The sequence below is a fragment of the Bradyrhizobium sp. 17 genome, assembly GCF_023073515.1.
Taxonomy (GTDB): domain Bacteria; phylum Pseudomonadota; class Alphaproteobacteria; order Rhizobiales; family Xanthobacteraceae; genus Bradyrhizobium; species Bradyrhizobium canariense_D.
The window spans coordinates 30,319-47,093 of record NZ_JADPJQ010000106.1 but is presented as its reverse complement, the minus strand read 5'-3'; the positions used below and the strand labels follow the sequence as shown (position 1 = coordinate 47,093).

The 16,775-nt window shown below is 64.8% G+C and carries 12 protein-coding genes and 2 pseudogenes; 6 read left to right on the top strand and 8 right to left on the bottom strand.

The genetic code is table 11. The features are described 5' to 3' along the window. Positions 1-2 precede the first annotated feature (2 nt). The 3 genes from IVB13_RS21090 to ggt all read right to left on the bottom strand — a co-directional run bounded on the left by IVB13_RS21090 (position 3) and on the right by ggt (position 3,392). Complete coding sequence (locus tag IVB13_RS21090; protein ID WP_247490314.1) at positions 3-1,019, bottom strand: xanthine dehydrogenase family protein subunit M; 1,017 nt, start codon at positions 1,017-1,019, stop codon at positions 3-5. Between the two features lie 4 nt (positions 1,020-1,023). Then, entirely contained in the window at positions 1,024-1,638 is a 615-nt protein-coding gene (locus IVB13_RS21085) for a (2Fe-2S)-binding protein (protein ID WP_247398041.1), read from the bottom strand. 167 nt (positions 1,639-1,805) lie between these two features. Next, entirely contained in the window at positions 1,806-3,392 is a 1,587-nt protein-coding gene (gene ggt, locus IVB13_RS21080; protein WP_247398037.1) for a gamma-glutamyltransferase, read from the bottom strand. Between the two features lie 185 nt (positions 3,393-3,577). On the opposite strand from ggt, the gene IVB13_RS21075 reads away from it, so the two are divergent. Next, positions 3,578-4,360, top strand: coding sequence for a rhodanese-related sulfurtransferase (locus tag IVB13_RS21075; RefSeq protein WP_247490313.1), 783 nt, complete (start codon positions 3,578-3,580; stop codon positions 4,358-4,360). Beyond that, complete coding sequence (locus IVB13_RS21070) at positions 4,350-4,568, top strand: SlyX family protein (RefSeq protein WP_007606917.1); 219 nt, start codon at positions 4,350-4,352, stop codon at positions 4,566-4,568. Before IVB13_RS21075 ends, IVB13_RS21070 begins: the two co-directional genes overlap by 11 nt. 6 nt (positions 4,569-4,574) lie before the next feature. On the opposite strand, the gene IVB13_RS21065 is transcribed toward IVB13_RS21070, so the two are convergent. Then, positions 4,575-6,479: a diguanylate cyclase gene (locus IVB13_RS21065; RefSeq protein WP_247490311.1), complete on the bottom strand. Its 1,905-nt coding sequence runs from the start codon at positions 6,477-6,479 to the stop codon at positions 4,575-4,577. A 171-nt stretch (positions 6,480-6,650) separates the two neighbouring features. Continuing rightward, positions 6,651-6,866 (bottom strand): hypothetical protein, encoded by a 216-nt coding sequence (locus tag IVB13_RS21060; protein WP_007595236.1) that lies wholly within the window; start codon positions 6,864-6,866, stop codon positions 6,651-6,653. Positions 6,867-6,976: 110 nt separating this feature from the next. Here IVB13_RS21060 and hemE point away from each other — a divergent pair, with 110 nt between their 5' ends. Beyond that, entirely contained in the window at positions 6,977-8,011 is a 1,035-nt protein-coding gene (gene hemE / locus IVB13_RS21055; protein WP_247490309.1) for a uroporphyrinogen decarboxylase, read from the top strand. A gap of 202 nt (positions 8,012-8,213) precedes the next feature. Here hemE and hemC read toward each other — a convergent pair whose 3' ends face one another. The 3 genes from hemC to IVB13_RS21040 are packed head-to-tail and all read right to left on the bottom strand — an operon-like array spanning position 8,214 to position 11,487. Next, on the bottom strand, positions 8,214-9,194 hold the full coding sequence (gene hemC / locus IVB13_RS21050) for a hydroxymethylbilane synthase (RefSeq protein ID WP_247490307.1): 981 nt from the start codon (positions 9,192-9,194) through the stop codon (positions 8,214-8,216). 25 nt (positions 9,195-9,219) lie between these two features. Then, positions 9,220-10,845, bottom strand: a complete 1,626-nt coding sequence (locus IVB13_RS21045; protein ID WP_018455019.1) for a choline dehydrogenase — start codon at positions 10,843-10,845, stop codon at positions 9,220-9,222. Between the two features lie 51 nt (positions 10,846-10,896). Beyond that, entirely contained in the window at positions 10,897-11,487 is a 591-nt protein-coding gene (locus IVB13_RS21040; protein ID WP_247490305.1) for a TetR/AcrR family transcriptional regulator, read from the bottom strand. Positions 11,488-11,587: 100 nt separating this feature from the next. Here IVB13_RS21040 and IVB13_RS21035 point away from each other — a divergent pair, with 100 nt between their 5' ends. From IVB13_RS21035 to IVB13_RS21025, 3 genes and pseudogenes are all read left to right on the top strand, one after another. Continuing rightward, a complete protein-coding gene (locus IVB13_RS21035; RefSeq protein ID WP_018455021.1) occupies positions 11,588-11,953 on the top strand; it encodes a nuclear transport factor 2 family protein in 366 nt (121 codons plus the stop codon). A 344-nt stretch (positions 11,954-12,297) separates the two neighbouring features. After that, positions 12,298-14,258 (top strand): annotated as a pseudogene (locus IVB13_RS21030) (EAL domain-containing protein). A 367-nt stretch (positions 14,259-14,625) separates the two neighbouring features. Next, positions 14,626-16,775 (top strand): annotated as a pseudogene (locus tag IVB13_RS21025) (hypothetical protein); the annotation flags it as partial.

The window sequence follows — 16,775 nt, the reverse complement described above, 5'->3', positions numbered from 1 at the left end:
GATCAGATCTCCATCGTTACAGCCTGCTGGAGCGCGCGCGCCACCACGCGCTTGCCGAGCGCGATCTTGAAGCTGTTGTGCTGGCGGCCCCTGGCGTCGGCAAACGCGGCGTCGGCCACACGCTGCGCCAGACCGTCGTCGAATTTCTGGCCCTTCAGCAGCGCCTCTGCCCCGCGCGCCCGCCACGGCACGGTGGCGACGCCGCCGAGCGCGACACGCGCGTCCCTGATCGTGCCATCCTGCACGTCGAGCGCGACCGCAGCCGACGACAGCGCGAACTCGTAGGACTGCCGGTCGCGCGCCTTGACATACACCGAGCGCGGCCAGCGGCCGTGAATAGAGAACGCCGAGATCAGCTCACCGGGCCGAAGCGTGGTCTCGATGTCGGGCGTCCTGCCGGGTGCCTTGTGCAAATCTGCGAACGGCAGGTTGCGCGTGCCGGACCTGCCGGTGATCTCGACCACCGCATCGAGCGCGACCAGCGCTTGGGCAAAATCGCCGGGATAGGTCGCGATGCACTGATCGGACGTACCCAGCACCGCATGCGTGCGATTGACGCCATCCATGGCGGCACAGCCCGAACCAGGATTGCGCTTGTTGCAATTCTCATAGGAGACGTCGCGGAAATAGCTGCAACGCGTTCGCTGCATCACGTTGCCGCCGAGCGTCGCCATGTTGCGCAGCTGGGCGCTGGCGGCAAGCTTCAGGGAATTCGCGATCACCGGGTAGTGGCGCTGGATTTCGGCATGCGCCGCCACGTCGGACATCTTCGCGAGCGCGCCGAGCCGCAAGCCGTCACTGCCGGGCTCGATCGCCGACCAGCCCCGCGCCAGCGGATTGATATCGACGATCGCGGCGGGCCGCATCACGTCCAGCTTCATCAGGTCGATCAGCGTGGTGCCACCAGCGAGCGGCTGTGCTGTAGCCTTCGTCAGCGGATTGTTCGCAGTTGCGGCAGCACTGAGCGCCTGCACCGCCATGTCGGGGTCTGTTGCCCTTTGAAACGAAAACGGTCGCATGCGCCTAGCCTTTCATGATCTCGGGCGCGGCCTGCTTCACGGCGGCGACGATGTTGGGATAGGCGGCGCAGCGGCAGATGTTGCCGCTCATGTATTCGCGGATGTCGGCCTCGCTGCCCGCATGCCCCTCCTTGACGCAGGCAACGGCGGACATGATCTGGCCCGGCGTACAATAGCCGCATTGAAACGCATCGTTGTCGACGAAGGCCTGCTGCATCGGATGCAAATGATCGTCGGTGGCAAGGCCCTCGATCGTGGTGATCTCCTGCCCCTCGGCCGCGAGCGCGAGCGTCAGGCACGACACCACGCGCCGGTCGTCGATCAGTACCGTGCAGGCACCACATTGGCCGTGGTCGCAGCCCTTTTTGCTGCCGGTGAGCTTGAGATGCTCCCGCAGCGCGTCGAGCACCGTCGTGCGGGCGTCGATGCGCAGGCGCTTGTCCTTGCCGTTGACCCGCAGCGTGACATCGACAGGAAGCGCCGGATCCTGAGCGGCCGACACGCTCGCATCCTGCGCGGCCGCACGCGCCGTCATGGGGAGCAGCGCGCTGCCGGCAACGCCGGCCATGAAGGCGCGCCGATCGAATCCAGACGGTCCGGAACCTGATTTTTCGGACATGGAGGGCCTCCGCCGCTTCGAGCAAGAGCAGCGCACGCCTGCACCGCTCATCGGCCCTTAACCTGAAGCAATGAGCTCCGTTCCGAACGAGAAAGGGCGACGCAGCAAATGCCGCGTCGCCCTTCGTCAACTTTTCCTGATCTCGCGCGGGGAACTCCGCGCGGTGGTCAGTATCCGAGCGCGCAACCGTCCTTGCGCGGATCGGAACCGCCGGTGAGCGTGCCCTTGTCCCAGTCGATCCAAATCGCCTGCGCGCCGCCGAGCGGACCGACGACGCTGGTGGTCTTGTGGCCGAGCTTCTTCAGGCCTTCGACAATGGCGGCCGGCACGCTGTCCTCGAGCTGGTACTGACCTTCATAATGCAGGCCGCGCGGCATATCGATCGCCTCCTGCACGTCGCAGCCATAATCGAGAATGTTGGTCACCACATGGGTCTGGCCAACCGGCTGATATTGTCCGCCCATCACCGCGAACGGCATCACGGAACGGCCGCCCTTGGTGAGCAGGCTTGGCATGATCGTGTGCAGTGGACGCTTGCCGCCGGCGATACAATTCGGGTGGCCGGGCTGGATGCGGAAGCCGCCGGCGCGGTTCTGGAGCAGGATGCCGGTCTTGTTCGAGACGATCGCCGAGCCGAAGGAATGCGCAACCGAGTTGATGAAGGAGCAGACGTTGCGGTCCTTGTCCACGACGGTGATGTAGATGGTCGACGGGTTCATCGGCGGCGCGACGTTCGGCAGGTCGAGCATGCCGTCCATGCGGATCTTGTCGATGTGCTCGTTGCAGTATTCCTTGGCGAGGATCCTGGCGACCTCGATCTGCATGTGCTCGGGATCGGCGACATGCAGCTCGCGATGCATGTAGGCGATGCGCGCGGCCTCGGCTTCGAGGTGGAAGCGCTCGATGCTGAGCGGCGCGTATTTCGTCAGGTCGAAACGCGACAGGATGTTGAGCATCAGCAGCATGGTGAGGCCGGGTCCGTTCGGCGGGCACTGCCAGACGTCGTAGCCCTTGTACATGGTGCCGATCGGCGTCGTCGTCTCGGTGGTGTGCGCGGCGAAATCGTCGAGCGTGTGCAGGCCGCCGATTCCGCGCAGGGTCTCCACCATGTCTTCCGCGATCGGGCCCTTGTAGAAGGCGTCGCGGCCGTCCTTGGCGATCGCCCGCAGCGTCTTGCCGAGCTCGGCCTGGCGGATGACGTCGCCGGCCACCGGCGGCTTGCCGTGCGGCAGCAGATATCGCTCCGTGTTGGTGCCGGCCTTCAGCTTCTCGAACTGGTTCTTCCAGTCGAAGGCGATGCGGGGGGCGACGACGTAGCCTTCCTCGGCCGCCTTGATCGCGGGCTGAAGCAGCCGGTCGAAGCCGAACTTGCCGTGATCGCGCAAGACGGTTGCAAAGGCGTCGATCACGCCGGGGATCGAGACCGCATGCGCCGAGGTCAGCGGCACGGAGTTGATCTTGCGCTCGAGATACCAATCGGCGTTCGCCGCCTTCGGGGCGCGGCCGGAGCCGTTATAGGCGATGATCTTGCCCTCGCCGCGCGGCTGGATCAGCGCAAAGCAGTCGCCGCCGATGCCGGTCGATTGCGGCTCGATCACGCCGAGAATGGCCGAACCCGCGACGGCCGCGTCCACCGCCGTGCCGCCCTCGCGCAGCACCTCGATCGCGGCGAGCGACGCCTGCGGATGCGAGGTCGCCACCATCGCGTTGGTGGCGTGGACCGTGGACCTGCCGGGGAAATGGAAGTTTCTCATCGAATTCTTGCTCTCATTGGGCGTCTGGTGCGGATGGCGCGCCATCTCGGAAAAACCGGGCCTACATGACACATTCCGGCCGGCCGGGGCAATGCTGGCATGCCAGGGAAATGGCTGCCATCCGCCGGGAATAGAGCTGCTCGATGCGGGTTTTCCGGGCGAGCCCCGCCTGCTAAACGGGCGCCATGATTTACAAGGTCGCCGCCTTCTACCAATTCGCCGCCCTGCCCGATTACCGCGAGCTGCGCGAGCCGCTGCGCGCGTTCTGCGCTGGCCTGGCGCTGAAGGGCAGCGTGCTGCTCGCGCAGGAGGGCATCAACGGCACCGTCGCGGGCGCGGGCGAGGCGATCGACGCGCTTACCCAAGAGCTCGCGCACGGCGACATGTTCGGCGGCAGGTTGAACAATCTCGAACTGAAGTTCTCGACCGCCGAGACGATGCCATTCGGCCGGCTCAAGGTGCGGCTGAAGAAGGAGATCGTCACGCTCGGCGACGAAAGCGCCGACCCGACGCGGCAGGTCGGCACCTATGTCGATGCGAGCGAATGGAACGCGCTGATCGAGGCGCCCGATACGCTGGTGCTCGACACCAGGAACGCCTTCGAGGTGGCGACGGGGACGTTTGACGGCGCAGTCGACCCGGGCATCAGGAGTTTTGGCCAGTTCAAGGAATTTGCGGCCGAGCAGCTCGATCCCGCCAGACACCGCAGAATCGCGATGTTCTGCACCGGCGGCATCCGCTGCGAGAAGGCGAGCGCGCACCTGCTCGCGCGCGGCTTTGCCGAGGTCTATCACCTCAAGGGCGGCATTCTCAAATATCTGGAAGAGGTGCCGGAGGCTCAGAGTCGCTGGCGCGGCGAATGCTTCGTGTTCGACGAGCGCGTCGCGCTCGGCCACGGTTTGCAACAACTTGGTTTGCAAGAATTTGGATTGCGCGAGCGGGACAAGGACGCGGCACGTGACGAATGAGATCAAGACGCTCGGCGAGCGCATCGACACGCTGGAGACCCGCCTCGCCTATCAGGACGACGCGATTGAGACGCTGAACCAGACCATCACCGCGCAGTGGAAGCAGATCGACGCGCTGACGCGGAGAATCGCAGAGCTCGGCGAGCGGCTGCAGGAGGCCGAGGCGAATGCGCCGGGAGCCGCCAATGAGCGTCCGCCGCATTATTGAGCGGGCTTACTGACCGGACGCCTTGAGCAGAAGGTTGCTCACCTCGCCCGACATCATCAGCCGGTTGCGCCCGGCCTCCTTGGCGGCATAGAGCGCCTGGTCGGCGGCCTCGATCAGCGAGGTGACGCCGGCCGTGCGCTCCAGCGCCGGCCGGCACGCAGCACCGCCGAGCGAAGCGGTGACGCAGCCAGCCACATGGTTGCTGGTGTGGACCAGGCCCGCATCACGGATCGCCCGTCGAATCCGGTCGCCGATCAGGGCGCAGCCCGCAGCGTCGGTGTTCGGCAACAACATGGCGAACTCCTCGCCGCCATAACGCGCCGCAAGATCGCCGGAACGCTGCGCCTCAGCAGCGATGATCTGGGCCACCTGCCGGAGGCAGGCATCGCCCGCGGGATGGCCGTAGTCGTCGTTGTAAGACTTGAAGTGGTCGACGTCGATCATCAGCAAAGAGAGGCTGGAGCGCTCGCGATAGGCACGCGCCCACTCCTCCTTCAATCGTTCATCGAAGCGGCGGCGATTGGCAAGCCCGGTGAGGCTGTCTTCGATCGCGAGCGTTTCGAGCCGGGTCTCGAGCTTCTTCTGCTCGGTGATGTCGCGCGAGATCGCGACCACGCCGTCGACGCGGCCATTCTCCTTGCGGGTCACGCGCATGGTCGATTCGAGCCAGACTTCCGAGTTCTGCCGGTGCACATTGCGATAGGTGACCCGCGCCTCCTCCGCATCGCCGCGCTTCATGGCGTCGACGAGGGCCTGGACCTGCGGCCGGTCGTCCGGGTGAATGCCGGCCAGCGCGAGGGTACCGATAAGTTGATTGGCGCGCCAGCCAACGACGCCAATCGATGACGGCGAGACATAGCGCAGCCGCTCGTCGAGCCCGATACGCGTCACCATGTCACTGGAGCCTTCGGCAAGCAGTCGGAAATGCGCTTCCTTCTCGACCAGCGCGGCCGCCATACTCTGGCCCCGTTGCAGCTGCCGCACCAGCACCGCACCGATGATCGCGATCAGCATGACCAGCGCGAGCACGTAGAGCATGCGGGAGATCGCCGCAGCACGCCAGGGCGCCAGCAATTCGGCCTTGTCGACGGTGGCGAGCAGGACCAGCGGATAACGGCCGGAGCGCTTGAAGAAGCTGACGCGTTCGGCGCCGTCGAGCGGCGACTTGAAATGATAGGCGCCGCCCGGCCGCTGCAAGGCGGCATCGCGGAACAGCGGCGTATCGGCAACGCTGCGGCCGACGAACCTGTCGTTGCTCGGATTGCGCGCGATGATCAGGCCGTCGCCGTGCGTCAAGGCCACCGAGCTGTTGCGGCCGAGCTCGAACTGTTCGTAGAAATGCGAGAGATATCCCGAGCTGATGGTCGCGAGCACCACGCCGCCGAAGCTGCCGTCCAGCTTGTTGAAACGGCGCGACAGGGTGACGACCCACTCGCCGTCGAGCAGGCTCTTCACGGGACGGCCGACATGGGGTTCCCGTTTCGGCGAGAGCTGGTGATAGCGGAAGAACGCGTCGTCATTGAGCGTCGAGCCGATCGTGCCAGGCGAGGTCAACCAGTTGCCGCGCTCGTCGATGATGGCGAGGCTATGGATGCGCTCTATCGCCTTCTTGCGCGCCTCCAGCAGGTTTCGGAGCTTGGCGATCGTGGCCGGCTCACTGCCGTCCATCTCCAGCCGGCTGACGACGCCGACGACGCCTGAATCCAGGAGATCGAGGCTGTCCTCTGCATGTTGCGTCAGCGAGCGCGCAACGTTCGCCATTTCTGCCTCGGCGCCTTTGAGCACCGCGTCGCGGGCCGCCCATTCCCGCCAGCCGCTGACGCCGAGGATGGCCACGCAGGTCAGCGCGACGAACGCAGCCGCCCGCAGCGGCAGGCGGCTCCATCCGGCTCTTTGGGTTACAGCACTCATGCAGCAGAATTCTCCGATGACCGGAAACTCTGCTGCTTCTGTTATTGAACTCTGAAACACCGGGAGAAATATGCAGTGATGTCCCCGGCTTTCCGTAGTCGTACGGACGCCGGAATCAGCGCATCGCTAACAAGGCATTAGCAAACCTATCGGAATCCGGCGCTCTCCGCCTTAGCTGAAGATCGCCTTAACCTTGTCCCAGAGCGAGGGATTGTCGGCCTCCGCATCGGCCTTCGAGGGCGTCGGCTGGGCGGCGCTCACGGGGTCGGACGCCGGGAAGGTATCTTTCAGACCGGCGTCGAGCTTGGCGTGGCGGTCGGCGGCGAGCGCTTCGTGCAGATCGTCGGCGTGCTTGTCATGCGGCGCGGGGTTGAATGTCTCAGCCATGGTCTCGTCCTCCGTTGGCTGGTCAACGCGGCCCAATTGCGCTTGGTTCCCCTGTTCCGCTTCGGGCCGTGGCGGTGTATCAGGAGCCCTAACCATCTTCAGGACCGTTCGTGCCCCAGTCTGCGACCAAACCATTCATCGACGTCCTCTCCGGCCCGCGGCAGGTCGTTCCGCCGATCTGGATGATGCGGCAGGCCGGCCGTTACTTGCCCGAATATCGCGAGGTGCGCGCCAAGGCCGGCGGCTTTCTCGATCTCTGCTTCAACCCGGAGCTTGCCGCCGAGGTGACGCTGCAACCGATCCGGAGGTTCGGCTTCGATGCGGCGATCATCTTCTCCGACATCCTGCTGATCCCCTATGCGCTCGGACGTTCCGTGCGCTTCGAGGTCGGCGAGGGTCCGCGGCTCGAACCGCTGGATGATCCCGCCAAGGTCGCAACACTGGCGAAGCACGCCGATTTCGGCAAGCTCGCGCCGGTGTTCGAGGCCCTCAAGATCGTGCGCAGCGCGCTCGATCCCAAGATCGCGCTGATCGGCTTCTGCGGCGCTCCGTGGACGGTGGCGACCTACATGGTCGCCGGCCAGGGTACGCCCGACCAGGCCCCGGCGCGGATGATGGCCTACCGGCATCCGGAGGCGTTCGCAGCTATCATCGACGTGCTGGTCGAGAACTCGATCGAATATCTGCTGGCGCAGCTTGCGGCCGGCGCCAACGCCTTGCAGATCTTCGACACCTGGGCCGGCGTGCTGCCACCCTCCGAGTTCGCGCGCTGGTCGGTCGAGCCGACCCGGCGCATCGTCGAAGGCGTGCGCGCCAAGGTGCCGGACGCCAAGATCATCGGCTTTCCGCGCGGTGCCGGTGCGCAACTGCCCGGGTTCGTCGAGGCGACCGGCGTCAACGCCGTCAGCATCGACTGGACCGCGGAGCCGGCCTTCATCCGCGAGCGCGTGCAGAGCAAGGTTGCGGTTCAGGGCAATCTCGATCCACTGGTGCTGATCACAGGCGGCGCCGCGCTCGACCGCGCGGTCGACGACACGCTGGCGAATTTCGCGCAAGGGCGGTTCATCTTCAATCTCGGCCACGGCATCCAGCCGGAGACGCCGATCGCCCATGTCGAGCAGATGCTGAAGCGGGTTCGGGGCTGATTTATTTTGCGCCTGGGGAGCGGAAAAACAAAAAAACGCGAAAACAACCCCATGCACAGTAGAGAGGCCACGCCCGATCAATGACTTAGGGCGGACTGAAATCAGGTGCGCCGTCATCGCATCAGAGCGCGCCAACATTTGACCCGTCGGGCAAAACAGGCGCATGATGCCATCATCCACCGATGCCCGCCTCGCGGCCGACTTAGCGCGGCCGGCTGCGCTCGATGATCTCCGCGGCGCCCTTGGCCAGCAGATCCAGTCCCACCGCACGGCCGAGTTCGCGTGGGCGATTGGCGGGGCCCGAACGCAAGGCTTCGATGATGGTGTTGCCGGAGAGATCGAGCACGGACGCGGTGAGCGACATCTGATCACCCGCAATGGTCGAAAAGCCCGCCACCGGCGAATTGCAATGGCCGTTCAGCACCCACAGCACCTCGCGCTCTGCATCGGCGCAGGCGTGGGCAGCGGGATCGTCGATCGATGCGAGGATGCGACGCGTCTGCCAGTCCTGCGCGGCGCATTCGACGGCGACGATGCCCTGCCCCGCTGCCGGCAGCATCTCGGCTGCGGTAAACTCGTAGGCGATGCGCTGTGAAAGGCCGACGCGGTCGAGGCCGGACCGCGCCATGATGAGCGCATCCGCAGGCCCCACCGCGCCGCCATCCGGCAGGCGCTGCTTCTCGCCATTGTCGAGTTTTCGCACGCGCGTGTCCGCGGCGCCGCGGAAGTGGATGATCTCCACGTCCGGAAACAACCGCCGCGCATAGGCGGCGCGGCGGACGGCGTTGGTGCCGATCTTGAAACCCTTGCCACGAGATTGGCGCAACGCCTCCAGCGTCACGCCGTCACGCAGCACCAGCGCGTCGTTGGGAGGATCGCGCGAGAGCGTGGCGCCGATCACGAGGCCGGGCGTGTCTTCGTTGCCGGGCATGTCCTTCAGCGAATGCATCGCCGCGTGGAGTTCGCCAGACAGCACCGCGGCGCGGATCTGCGCCACGAAGGCACCGCCCTTGCCGCCATGGGGCAACAGCTTGCTGGTCTGGTCGAGATCGCCCGTGGTGTCGAACTTGACGATCTCGACGTCGAGATCGGGCATGGCGGCGGTCAGGCGGCGCGCGATCTCTTCCGTCTGTGCCAGCGCCATCGCGCTCTTGCGTGTGCCGATCTTGAATCGCGTAGCCAAGCCCAAATCCTCTCAAGACGCGAGTTTACCGCGCATCCTCCAATATCATGTCGGAGGCCTTTTCGGCGATCATGATGATCGGCGCGTTGGTGTTCCCCGACACGAGATCGGGCATGATCGAACCGTCGACGATTCGGAGGTCTTCGAGGCCCCTCACCTTCAGCCGCTGATCGACCACCGCGAGCGCATCATTGCCCATACGACAGGTCGAGGTTGGATGGTAGATGGTGCTGCCCCGCTCACGGCAATAGTCCAGCAGCTCGGCATCCGTGGACACCTTCGCTCCGGGATCGTACTCGTCGACCACGAACGGCTTCAGCGCCGGTGCATGCAATATCTTGCGCAGGATCTTCAGGCCTTCCACGTTGGTGGTGCGGTCGGTCTCGGTCGACATGTAGTTGATGCGGATCTCCGGCGGCACTGTCGGGTCGGCGCTCTTGATGCGCAAGGACCCGCGGCTTTCGGGACGGAGCTGGCACACCGACGCCGTGAAGCCGGAGAAATCGTGCAGCTTCTCGCCCATCTTGTCGGTCGAGAACGGCAGGAAGTGGACCTGGATGTCGGGCGAGGCCAGCCGCGGACTGGTCTTGAAGAACGCGCCCGCCGTGCCGGCCGCGATCGTCAGCCAGCCTTTGCGGAACAGCGCATAGCGCGCGCCAGCCATGGTGCGGCGGAGCGGATGATTGACGGTGTCGTTCAGCGTGATCTTCTGCGAGCAGCGCATCACGATGCGGACCTGCATGTGGTCCTGGAGATCGTGCCCGACGCCCGGCGCGTCCAGCACGACGTCGATGCCGTGCTTGCGCAGGAGGTCGGCGGGTCCGACGCCGGAGAGCTGGAGCAGCTGCGGCGAGTTGTAGGCGCCGCTCGACAGCACGACCTCCTTGCGCGCACGGGCGCGGCGCAATGTGGCGCCCTGACGGTATTCAACGCCGATCGCGCGGCGGCCCTCGAACAGCACGCGCTGGCCAAGCGCGCCAGTTTCGATCTTGAGATTGCGACGGGCCTTGGCGGGGCCGAGATAGGCCACCGCCGTCGAGGCGCGGCGGCCGTTGCGCGTCGTGGTCTGGAACAGACCGACGCCTTCCTGGGTGGCGCCGTTGAAATCAGGATTGTAGGGCAGACCGGTCTCGACCGCGGCATCGATGAAGGCCTTCGACAGCGGGTCGGTCACCACCATGTTGGAGACCGGCAGCGGGCCGCCGCTGCCGTGGTATTGATCGGCGCCGCGCGACTGGTTCTCGGCCTTCTTGAAATAGGGCAGCACGTCGTCATAGCCCCAGCCGGCGTTGCCGCGCTGACGCCATCTGTCGTAATCCTCGTGCTGACCGCGGACATAGAGCAGGCCGTTGATCGAGCTCGATCCGCCCAGCGTCTTGCCGCGCGGCTGGAACACCTGACGGCCCTTCAGCTCAGGCTCCGGTTCGGTCTGGTACATCCAGTTGACGGTCTTTTCCTTGAACAGCTTGCCGTAGCCGAGCGGCACGTGGATCCAGATGTTGGAATCCTTCGGGCCTGCCTCGAGCAGCAGCACGCTGTGCTTGCCGTTGGCCGACAGCCGGTTGGCGAGCACACAGCCGGCAGAGCCGGCACCGACGATGATGTAGTCGAATTCAGGGTCGGAGGGTGTCAGGGAGGAAGTTGCGTTCATGCGCTACTGTTCTTTTTGTTGACGGGCGTTTCCAATCATCACTTAGCACGATCATGCAGCCACGCGCAGCGCCTCGACCAGCGACCTGAACGCACGGGCATATTCCGCACCCGCCCTTGCGATATCGGCGCGTCCGGCGCAGGCGACGGCGGCCTCCGTTACCGCGCCGAGCAGCAGCCGGGCCAGCGGCTCGACCGGCTGCCGCGCGATCAGGCCGGCCTCCATCGCCGCCGCAATCGCGCGCGGCAGCTTGCCGCCGAAATGTTTGGCGTCGATCTCGCGCCAGCGCTCCCAGCCGAGCACGGCCGGGCCGTCGCGCAGGATGATCTGGCCGGTCGGGCCCTTCGCGGTCGCGGCGAAATAATGCTGGGTGCCGGCGACCATCGCGGCAAGCACGTCCTTCTCGGCACGGGCCGTGCTGTCGATTTCGGCGACGAGGTCGCGCGAGACCTCATTGAACACCGCTTCGAACACCGCCTCCTTGGTCTTGAAGTGATGATACACCGCGCCCTTGGCGACGTGGGCGGCTTCGGCGATCTCGTCCATCGTCGTCGCGACAAAGCCTTGCGTCCCGAACAGGCGGCGCGCCGCCGTCAGGATCGCCTCCAATGTCGCAGCCCGCCGCTCCGCCTGTTTCGCCATGGGTCTGCTGTAGTCGAAATGGACGAGGACAGCCAGTTGACTTTTCGACCGTCGGTCGGTATTTACCGACCAACAGTCGGTTTTATTCGTGAGGTGCACCATGCCGAGCCGTGATGTCGTCGAAGCTTTTGCCAAACGATTGGAGGACGGGGATTTCGTCGGGGCGATCCTCGACTACTACACGCCGGACGCCGCCACCTATGAAAACCAGGGCGATCCCGTGGTCGGACGCGACAAGCTCGCCGCCAAGGAGCGCGGCGTGCTGGCAGCCTTCAAGGAGGTCAAGGCGGTGCGCATTGGGCCGAGCCTGATCGAAGGGGATCATGTCGCGACGCGCTGGAGATTCAGCTTCACCAATGCCGAAGGCATCATCCGAACGTTGGATGAGATCGCATGGCAGACCTGGCGGGGCGATCAGTTGATCGAAGAGCGGTTCTATTACGATCCGAAGCAGTTGGGGCGGTGATGCCTGAAGCACAACTGTCATCGCCCGGCTTGACCGGGCGATCCAGTACTCCGAGACAGGCGTGATTGATCCGATAGGCCGCGGCGTACTGGATGCCCCGCCCCAGTGCGCAAGTGCGCACAAGGCGAGGCATGACAGCGGAATTGGTAGCGAACATAGCCTCCCGTCACAGCCGTAACGCGAGGCGCCGCATTTGTATCGATTTGTTATCGATACAATATCGCGAACACGCAGAAGTGGTCAGAGCAATCGTCGCAAGTTTGGATAATTCATAGTTCGTCAAAGGTTTGCAGCGAATTCTCCTGACCGGGCCGGACAAGCGGCCCATGCTGCTAGGCTCTGGAATGCGGACTCAAACGACCAGCTATTTCGCGCGGCTGTTCGCCGGCGATCTGTCGGCCTTTGGCGGTCCCGTAACCGACGAAGCCGTCGCCGGCCATATCCGCGCCGAACAGATGTCGCTGGTGCTCGGCTATTCGGTCGGCATCATGCTGGCCAATGCCTGCAACGCCGGGGTACTCGTCGTCGCGCTGTGGCATTCGCCGGACTTGAAGCTGGCCTTGATCTGGGCCGCCATCGTGGCGGGCGCCGCGATCGCGTTCGGCCTGCAATCCCATGCCGCGCGCCGCATCACCAAACCGCAATTCGTCTCGCGCCGGGCCATGCATCGGCTGGTGCGCAATGCTTTCATCCTCGGCGCCGCCTGGGGCACCGTTCCGGTCGCATTCTTCGTCAATGCCTCAACGGGCGGGCAGCTCGTCATCACCTGCCTTTGCTCGGGGATGCTGGCGGGGGGCGCGCTGGCCTTCGCCACCATCCCGATCGCCGCGATCGCATTCACGGCCCCGATCTTCGCTGGCATCGCGATCTGCCTCGGCAGGAATGGCGATCCGGCGTTTCTGCTGATCGCTTTCCTGGTGGTCGTCTACGGATCAGTGCTGCTGCGCAGCGTGTTCGTCAATTCGATCGCGTTCGCACGGCGCGTGATGCGGCAGATCGAGGCCGAGCGTACGGTGCGGCAGGACTCGCTGACCCATCTGCCCAATCGCGTCGCGTTCAACGAAACGCTCGATGCAGCCTTGAAGCGGCTCGCTCTGTCCGGCGAGGAATTCGCGGTGCTTCTGCTTGATCTCGATCGTTTCAAGGAGGTCAACGACAAGTTCGGCCATCCCGCCGGCGACGAGTTTCTGGTCCAGATCGCGAGCCGCCTGCAACGCTGCACCCGCGCGGCCGAGCATGTCGCACGCATCGGCGGCGACGAGTTCGCGCTGGTGATGGCCAATCGGGCGCGGCCGGAGGATGCGCTCGAGATCGCCGAGCGCTTCGTCGCGGCCTTCGACGAACCGTTCCAGATCGAGGGTCGCCAGATCGTCGGCGCGACCAGCGTCGGCATCGTGCTGGCGCCGCGCGACGGCAGCACGCAACTCGACATCATGAAGAACGCCGACACCGCGCTCTACCGCGCCAAGAAGGCCGGACCCGGCACGGTGTGTTTCTTCGAGGAAGCCGACGACCGCTCGTCACGCGACCGCAAGGCGCTGCAATCGGATCTGGAAGGCGCCGTCGCCAGGAACGAGCTGTTCCTGGTGTTCCAGCCGTTCCTCGACCTCGACGGCAACCGCATCACCGGCTTCGAGGCACTGCTGCGCTGGCAGCATCCCCAGCGCGGGCTGGTGCCGCCGAGCGAGTTCATTCCGATCGCCGAGGAAACCGGGTTCATCCATGAGATCGGCGAATGGGTTGTCCGCCGCGCCTGCGCCACGGTTGCCGAGTGGCCCGAGGAGATCAGGGTCGCGGTGAATTTCTCGGCCGCGCAGTTTCACAGCAACGGCCTCCTCCAGATCATCGTGCAGGCGCTCGCGGACGCGAAGATCGCCCCGCACCGGCTCGAGATCGAGATCACGGAATCGATGCTGCTGTCGAAATACGCCTCGGCCGCGTCGGTCCTGAACGCGCTGCTGGAGCTCGGCGTCACCGTGGCGCTCGACGATTTCGGCACCGGCTTCTCCTCGCTGACTTACCTGCGCAAGCTGCCGTTCAGCCGCATCAAGATCGACCAGTCCTTCATCCGCGACATGCTGGTGCACCCCGACTGCGCCGCGATCGTGAAATCGGTGTTGGGCTCGCGCGCGACCTGCGCATCGGCGTGGTCGCCGAAGGCGTCGAGACCGCCGACCAGCTCGAATATCTGCGCCAGATCGATTGCGACGAGGTGCAGGGTTATCTCATCAGCCGGCCGGTGTCGGCGGATGGCGTTCTGGCGCTGCTTGATCCGAAGAAGTTGCGGGCGACCTACGCGGCGTAGAACGTGGACTCATAAAAGTGGAAGTGTCCGCTTTTGAAGTTCAAGCAGACTTGCACAAGCAGTCCCGCAGTTTCGACCTTTGGCCCAAGTCGGGCATGCATAAAAGACAGCGAGCCACCTAATTAGGGGGTTTTCGGACCGCACCAGGTTTGCCATCTCACCCAGCTGTGCCTTTGAGGCAACGATCACCATCAAACTGCGCCCCGTGGTTCAGCGGCGGAATCTTTGATGCTGACGATAGTCCACAGTGAAGATCAATTTTGGAATAACGGAAATTTGTATGGCGCGACAGTTGCTCAATGCGCGCCATCGCGCTCGCTCGGATACTGCACTAACGGAATCGCGCGCAGCCACGGGGCTAGCGCAAATGTCCGGGACTGCGCGGCTGCGTAGTGGCTCCGCCTGGTGGCGTGCCATCACGGCCGCGGCGCCAACTCTGGTCGCCGCCATCGCAATCGTGCTGCTGGCCGATACAGCCGCGCAGGCGGATTGCACCCCCGCATCCGCCAACGATGTCACCGCGACCTGTACCGGGATCACCATTAATCAGGGCGCCGGCGCGCCCGGCACCAGCGCAGACCCCAACAACGGCTACGGCACCGCCGTCGAAACTGGCGTCACGGTCACTGTCGATATCAACGCCTCCGTCACCGGTCTTCAGAACGGCCTCGCTCTCGGTTCGGGCGCTGTTACCAATTCCGGCAGCATCACCGGCACCGACGGCCTTTTGGGCCGCGGCATTTACGCCGACACCAACGCGACGGTGACGAACCTTGCCGCCGGCAGCATCACAGGCGGCGCGCACGGAATTTTTGCTCTCGGATCTGCCGATGTCACCAATTCCGGCAGCATCGCCGGCGCCGCCAACGCCGGTATTGGCGCGGTAGGCACTGCAACGGTAACCAACAATGCCGGCGGCAGTATTACGGGCGGCTTTTACGGAATTGGCGCCACGGTCGCCGATGTCACCAATTCGGGAAACATCACGGGCGGCCAGGTCGGCATTGCCGGCTCAGTCGGCGTGACGGTGACCAACAATGCTGCCGGCAACATCACGGGCGGCGGGTTCGGAATTGCCGCCGTCGGAGGAGGCTTTGCCAATGTCTCCAATTCCGGCAGCATCACCGGCACTGGCGCGGGCTCCTTCGGCGTCATCTCTCAGTCCAACGCGACGGTGACCAACAATGCCTCCGGCAACATCAGCGGCGCCGAGAGCGGAATTTCCGCCGTCGGAGGCTTTGCCAATGTCTCCAATTCCGGCAGCATCACCGGCGGCACCGACGCCGGTATTTTCGCCCAAACGACCGCAACGGTAACCAACAGTGCCGGCGGCAGTATTACAGGCGGCCTGTATGGAATTAGGGCCGCGATCGCCGATGTCACCAATTCCGGCAGCATCACCGGCGGCGCCATCGCTGGTTTCGTCGACGGTGGTATTATTGCCGACCAGAAGGCAACAGTAACCAACAAGGCCGGCGGTACTATTGCGGGCGGCAAGGTGGGAATTTACGTCGCCGCAGGCTCCGCCAACGTCACCAATTCCGGCAACATCACCGGCACCGTCGTCGCCATTGGCGCCATCGGAGGCTTTGCCAACGTCACCAATTCCGGCAGCATCACCAGTGGCCAGTACGGAATTTACGCCACCGGCGCCGGTTCTTCGGTCTTCAATGCCGGTACCATCAGCGGTGGCACCGCCGCGATCCGGTTTGCCGTCGGTGGCAATACGCTGACGCTGGCGCCGGGCTCGGTGATCACGGCCAATGTGCTTGGCACCGGCGCCGACACGTTCCAGCTCGGCGGCACTGGCGCGGCGAGCTTCGATGTCTCGCAGATCGACGCGGCCGCGCAGTATCAGGGGTTCGGCACCTTCAACAAGGTCGACAATTCGATCTGGACCCTGACCGGCACCAGCACCTTTGCAGGTCCGGTCAACGTCAATGGTGGCACGCTCGCGGTCAACGGCGATATCACCTCGGCAAGCGGCATCACCGTGAACACTGGAGGTACGCTTGGCGGCATCGGCACGGTCGGCAACACCAACGTCAACGGCGGCACGCTGGCGCCTGGCAATTCGATCGGCACGCTCACCGTCAGCGGCAGCCTGACGATGACGGCGGCATCGACCTATCTGGTGCAGATATCGGGCGCATCGAGCGACATGACGGTTGTGACCGGCATCGCCAACCTTGCGGGCAAGGTCACGGTCGATCCGCTGGCGCGCATCAGCGCAACCACCACCTACACCATCATGATCGCGGGCACCGTCAACGGCACCTTCGACACGGCGGGCGTTCTCGCCGGCAACAGTTTCGCCCGCAATGCGCGGGTGAGTTATGTCGGCAACGAGGTATTACTGACGGTCGATCCCGGCCTGCTGTCGCCGAACCTGCCCGCCAACGCCAATATCAACCAGAAGAACGTCGCGGCCGGAATCGACAATGCGCTGTTGGCCGGCGCCAACATGCCGGCGGGCTTCAACGCGCTGTTCGCTCTGACCGGCTCCGGTCTCGCCAA

What these genes read in the sequence shown, in the direction of transcription:
- IVB13_RS21090 (WP_247490314.1), bottom strand. Translation starts at nt 1,019, where the DNA reads ATGCGACCGTTTTCGTTTCAAAGGGCAACAGACCCCGACATGGCGGTG.
- IVB13_RS21085 (WP_247398041.1), bottom strand. Translation starts at nt 1,638, where the DNA reads ATGTCCGAAAAATCAGGTTCCGGACCGTCTGGATTCGATCGGCGCGCC.
- ggt (WP_247398037.1), bottom strand. Translation starts at nt 3,392, where the DNA reads ATGAGAAACTTCCATTTCCCCGGCAGGTCCACGGTCCACGCCACCAAC.
- IVB13_RS21075 (WP_247490313.1), top strand. Translation starts at nt 3,578, where the DNA reads ATGATTTACAAGGTCGCCGCCTTCTACCAATTCGCCGCCCTGCCCGAT.
- IVB13_RS21065 (WP_247490311.1), bottom strand. Translation starts at nt 6,479, where the DNA reads ATGAGTGCTGTAACCCAAAGAGCCGGATGGAGCCGCCTGCCGCTGCGG.
- IVB13_RS21060 (WP_007595236.1), bottom strand. Translation starts at nt 6,866, where the DNA reads ATGGCTGAGACATTCAACCCCGCGCCGCATGACAAGCACGCCGACGAT.
- IVB13_RS21045 (WP_018455019.1), bottom strand. Translation starts at nt 10,845, where the DNA reads ATGAACGCAACTTCCTCCCTGACACCCTCCGACCCTGAATTCGACTAC.
- IVB13_RS21040 (WP_247490305.1), bottom strand. Translation starts at nt 11,487, where the DNA reads ATGGCGAAACAGGCGGAGCGGCGGGCTGCGACATTGGAGGCGATCCTG.
- IVB13_RS21035 (WP_018455021.1), top strand. Translation starts at nt 11,588, where the DNA reads ATGCCGAGCCGTGATGTCGTCGAAGCTTTTGCCAAACGATTGGAGGAC.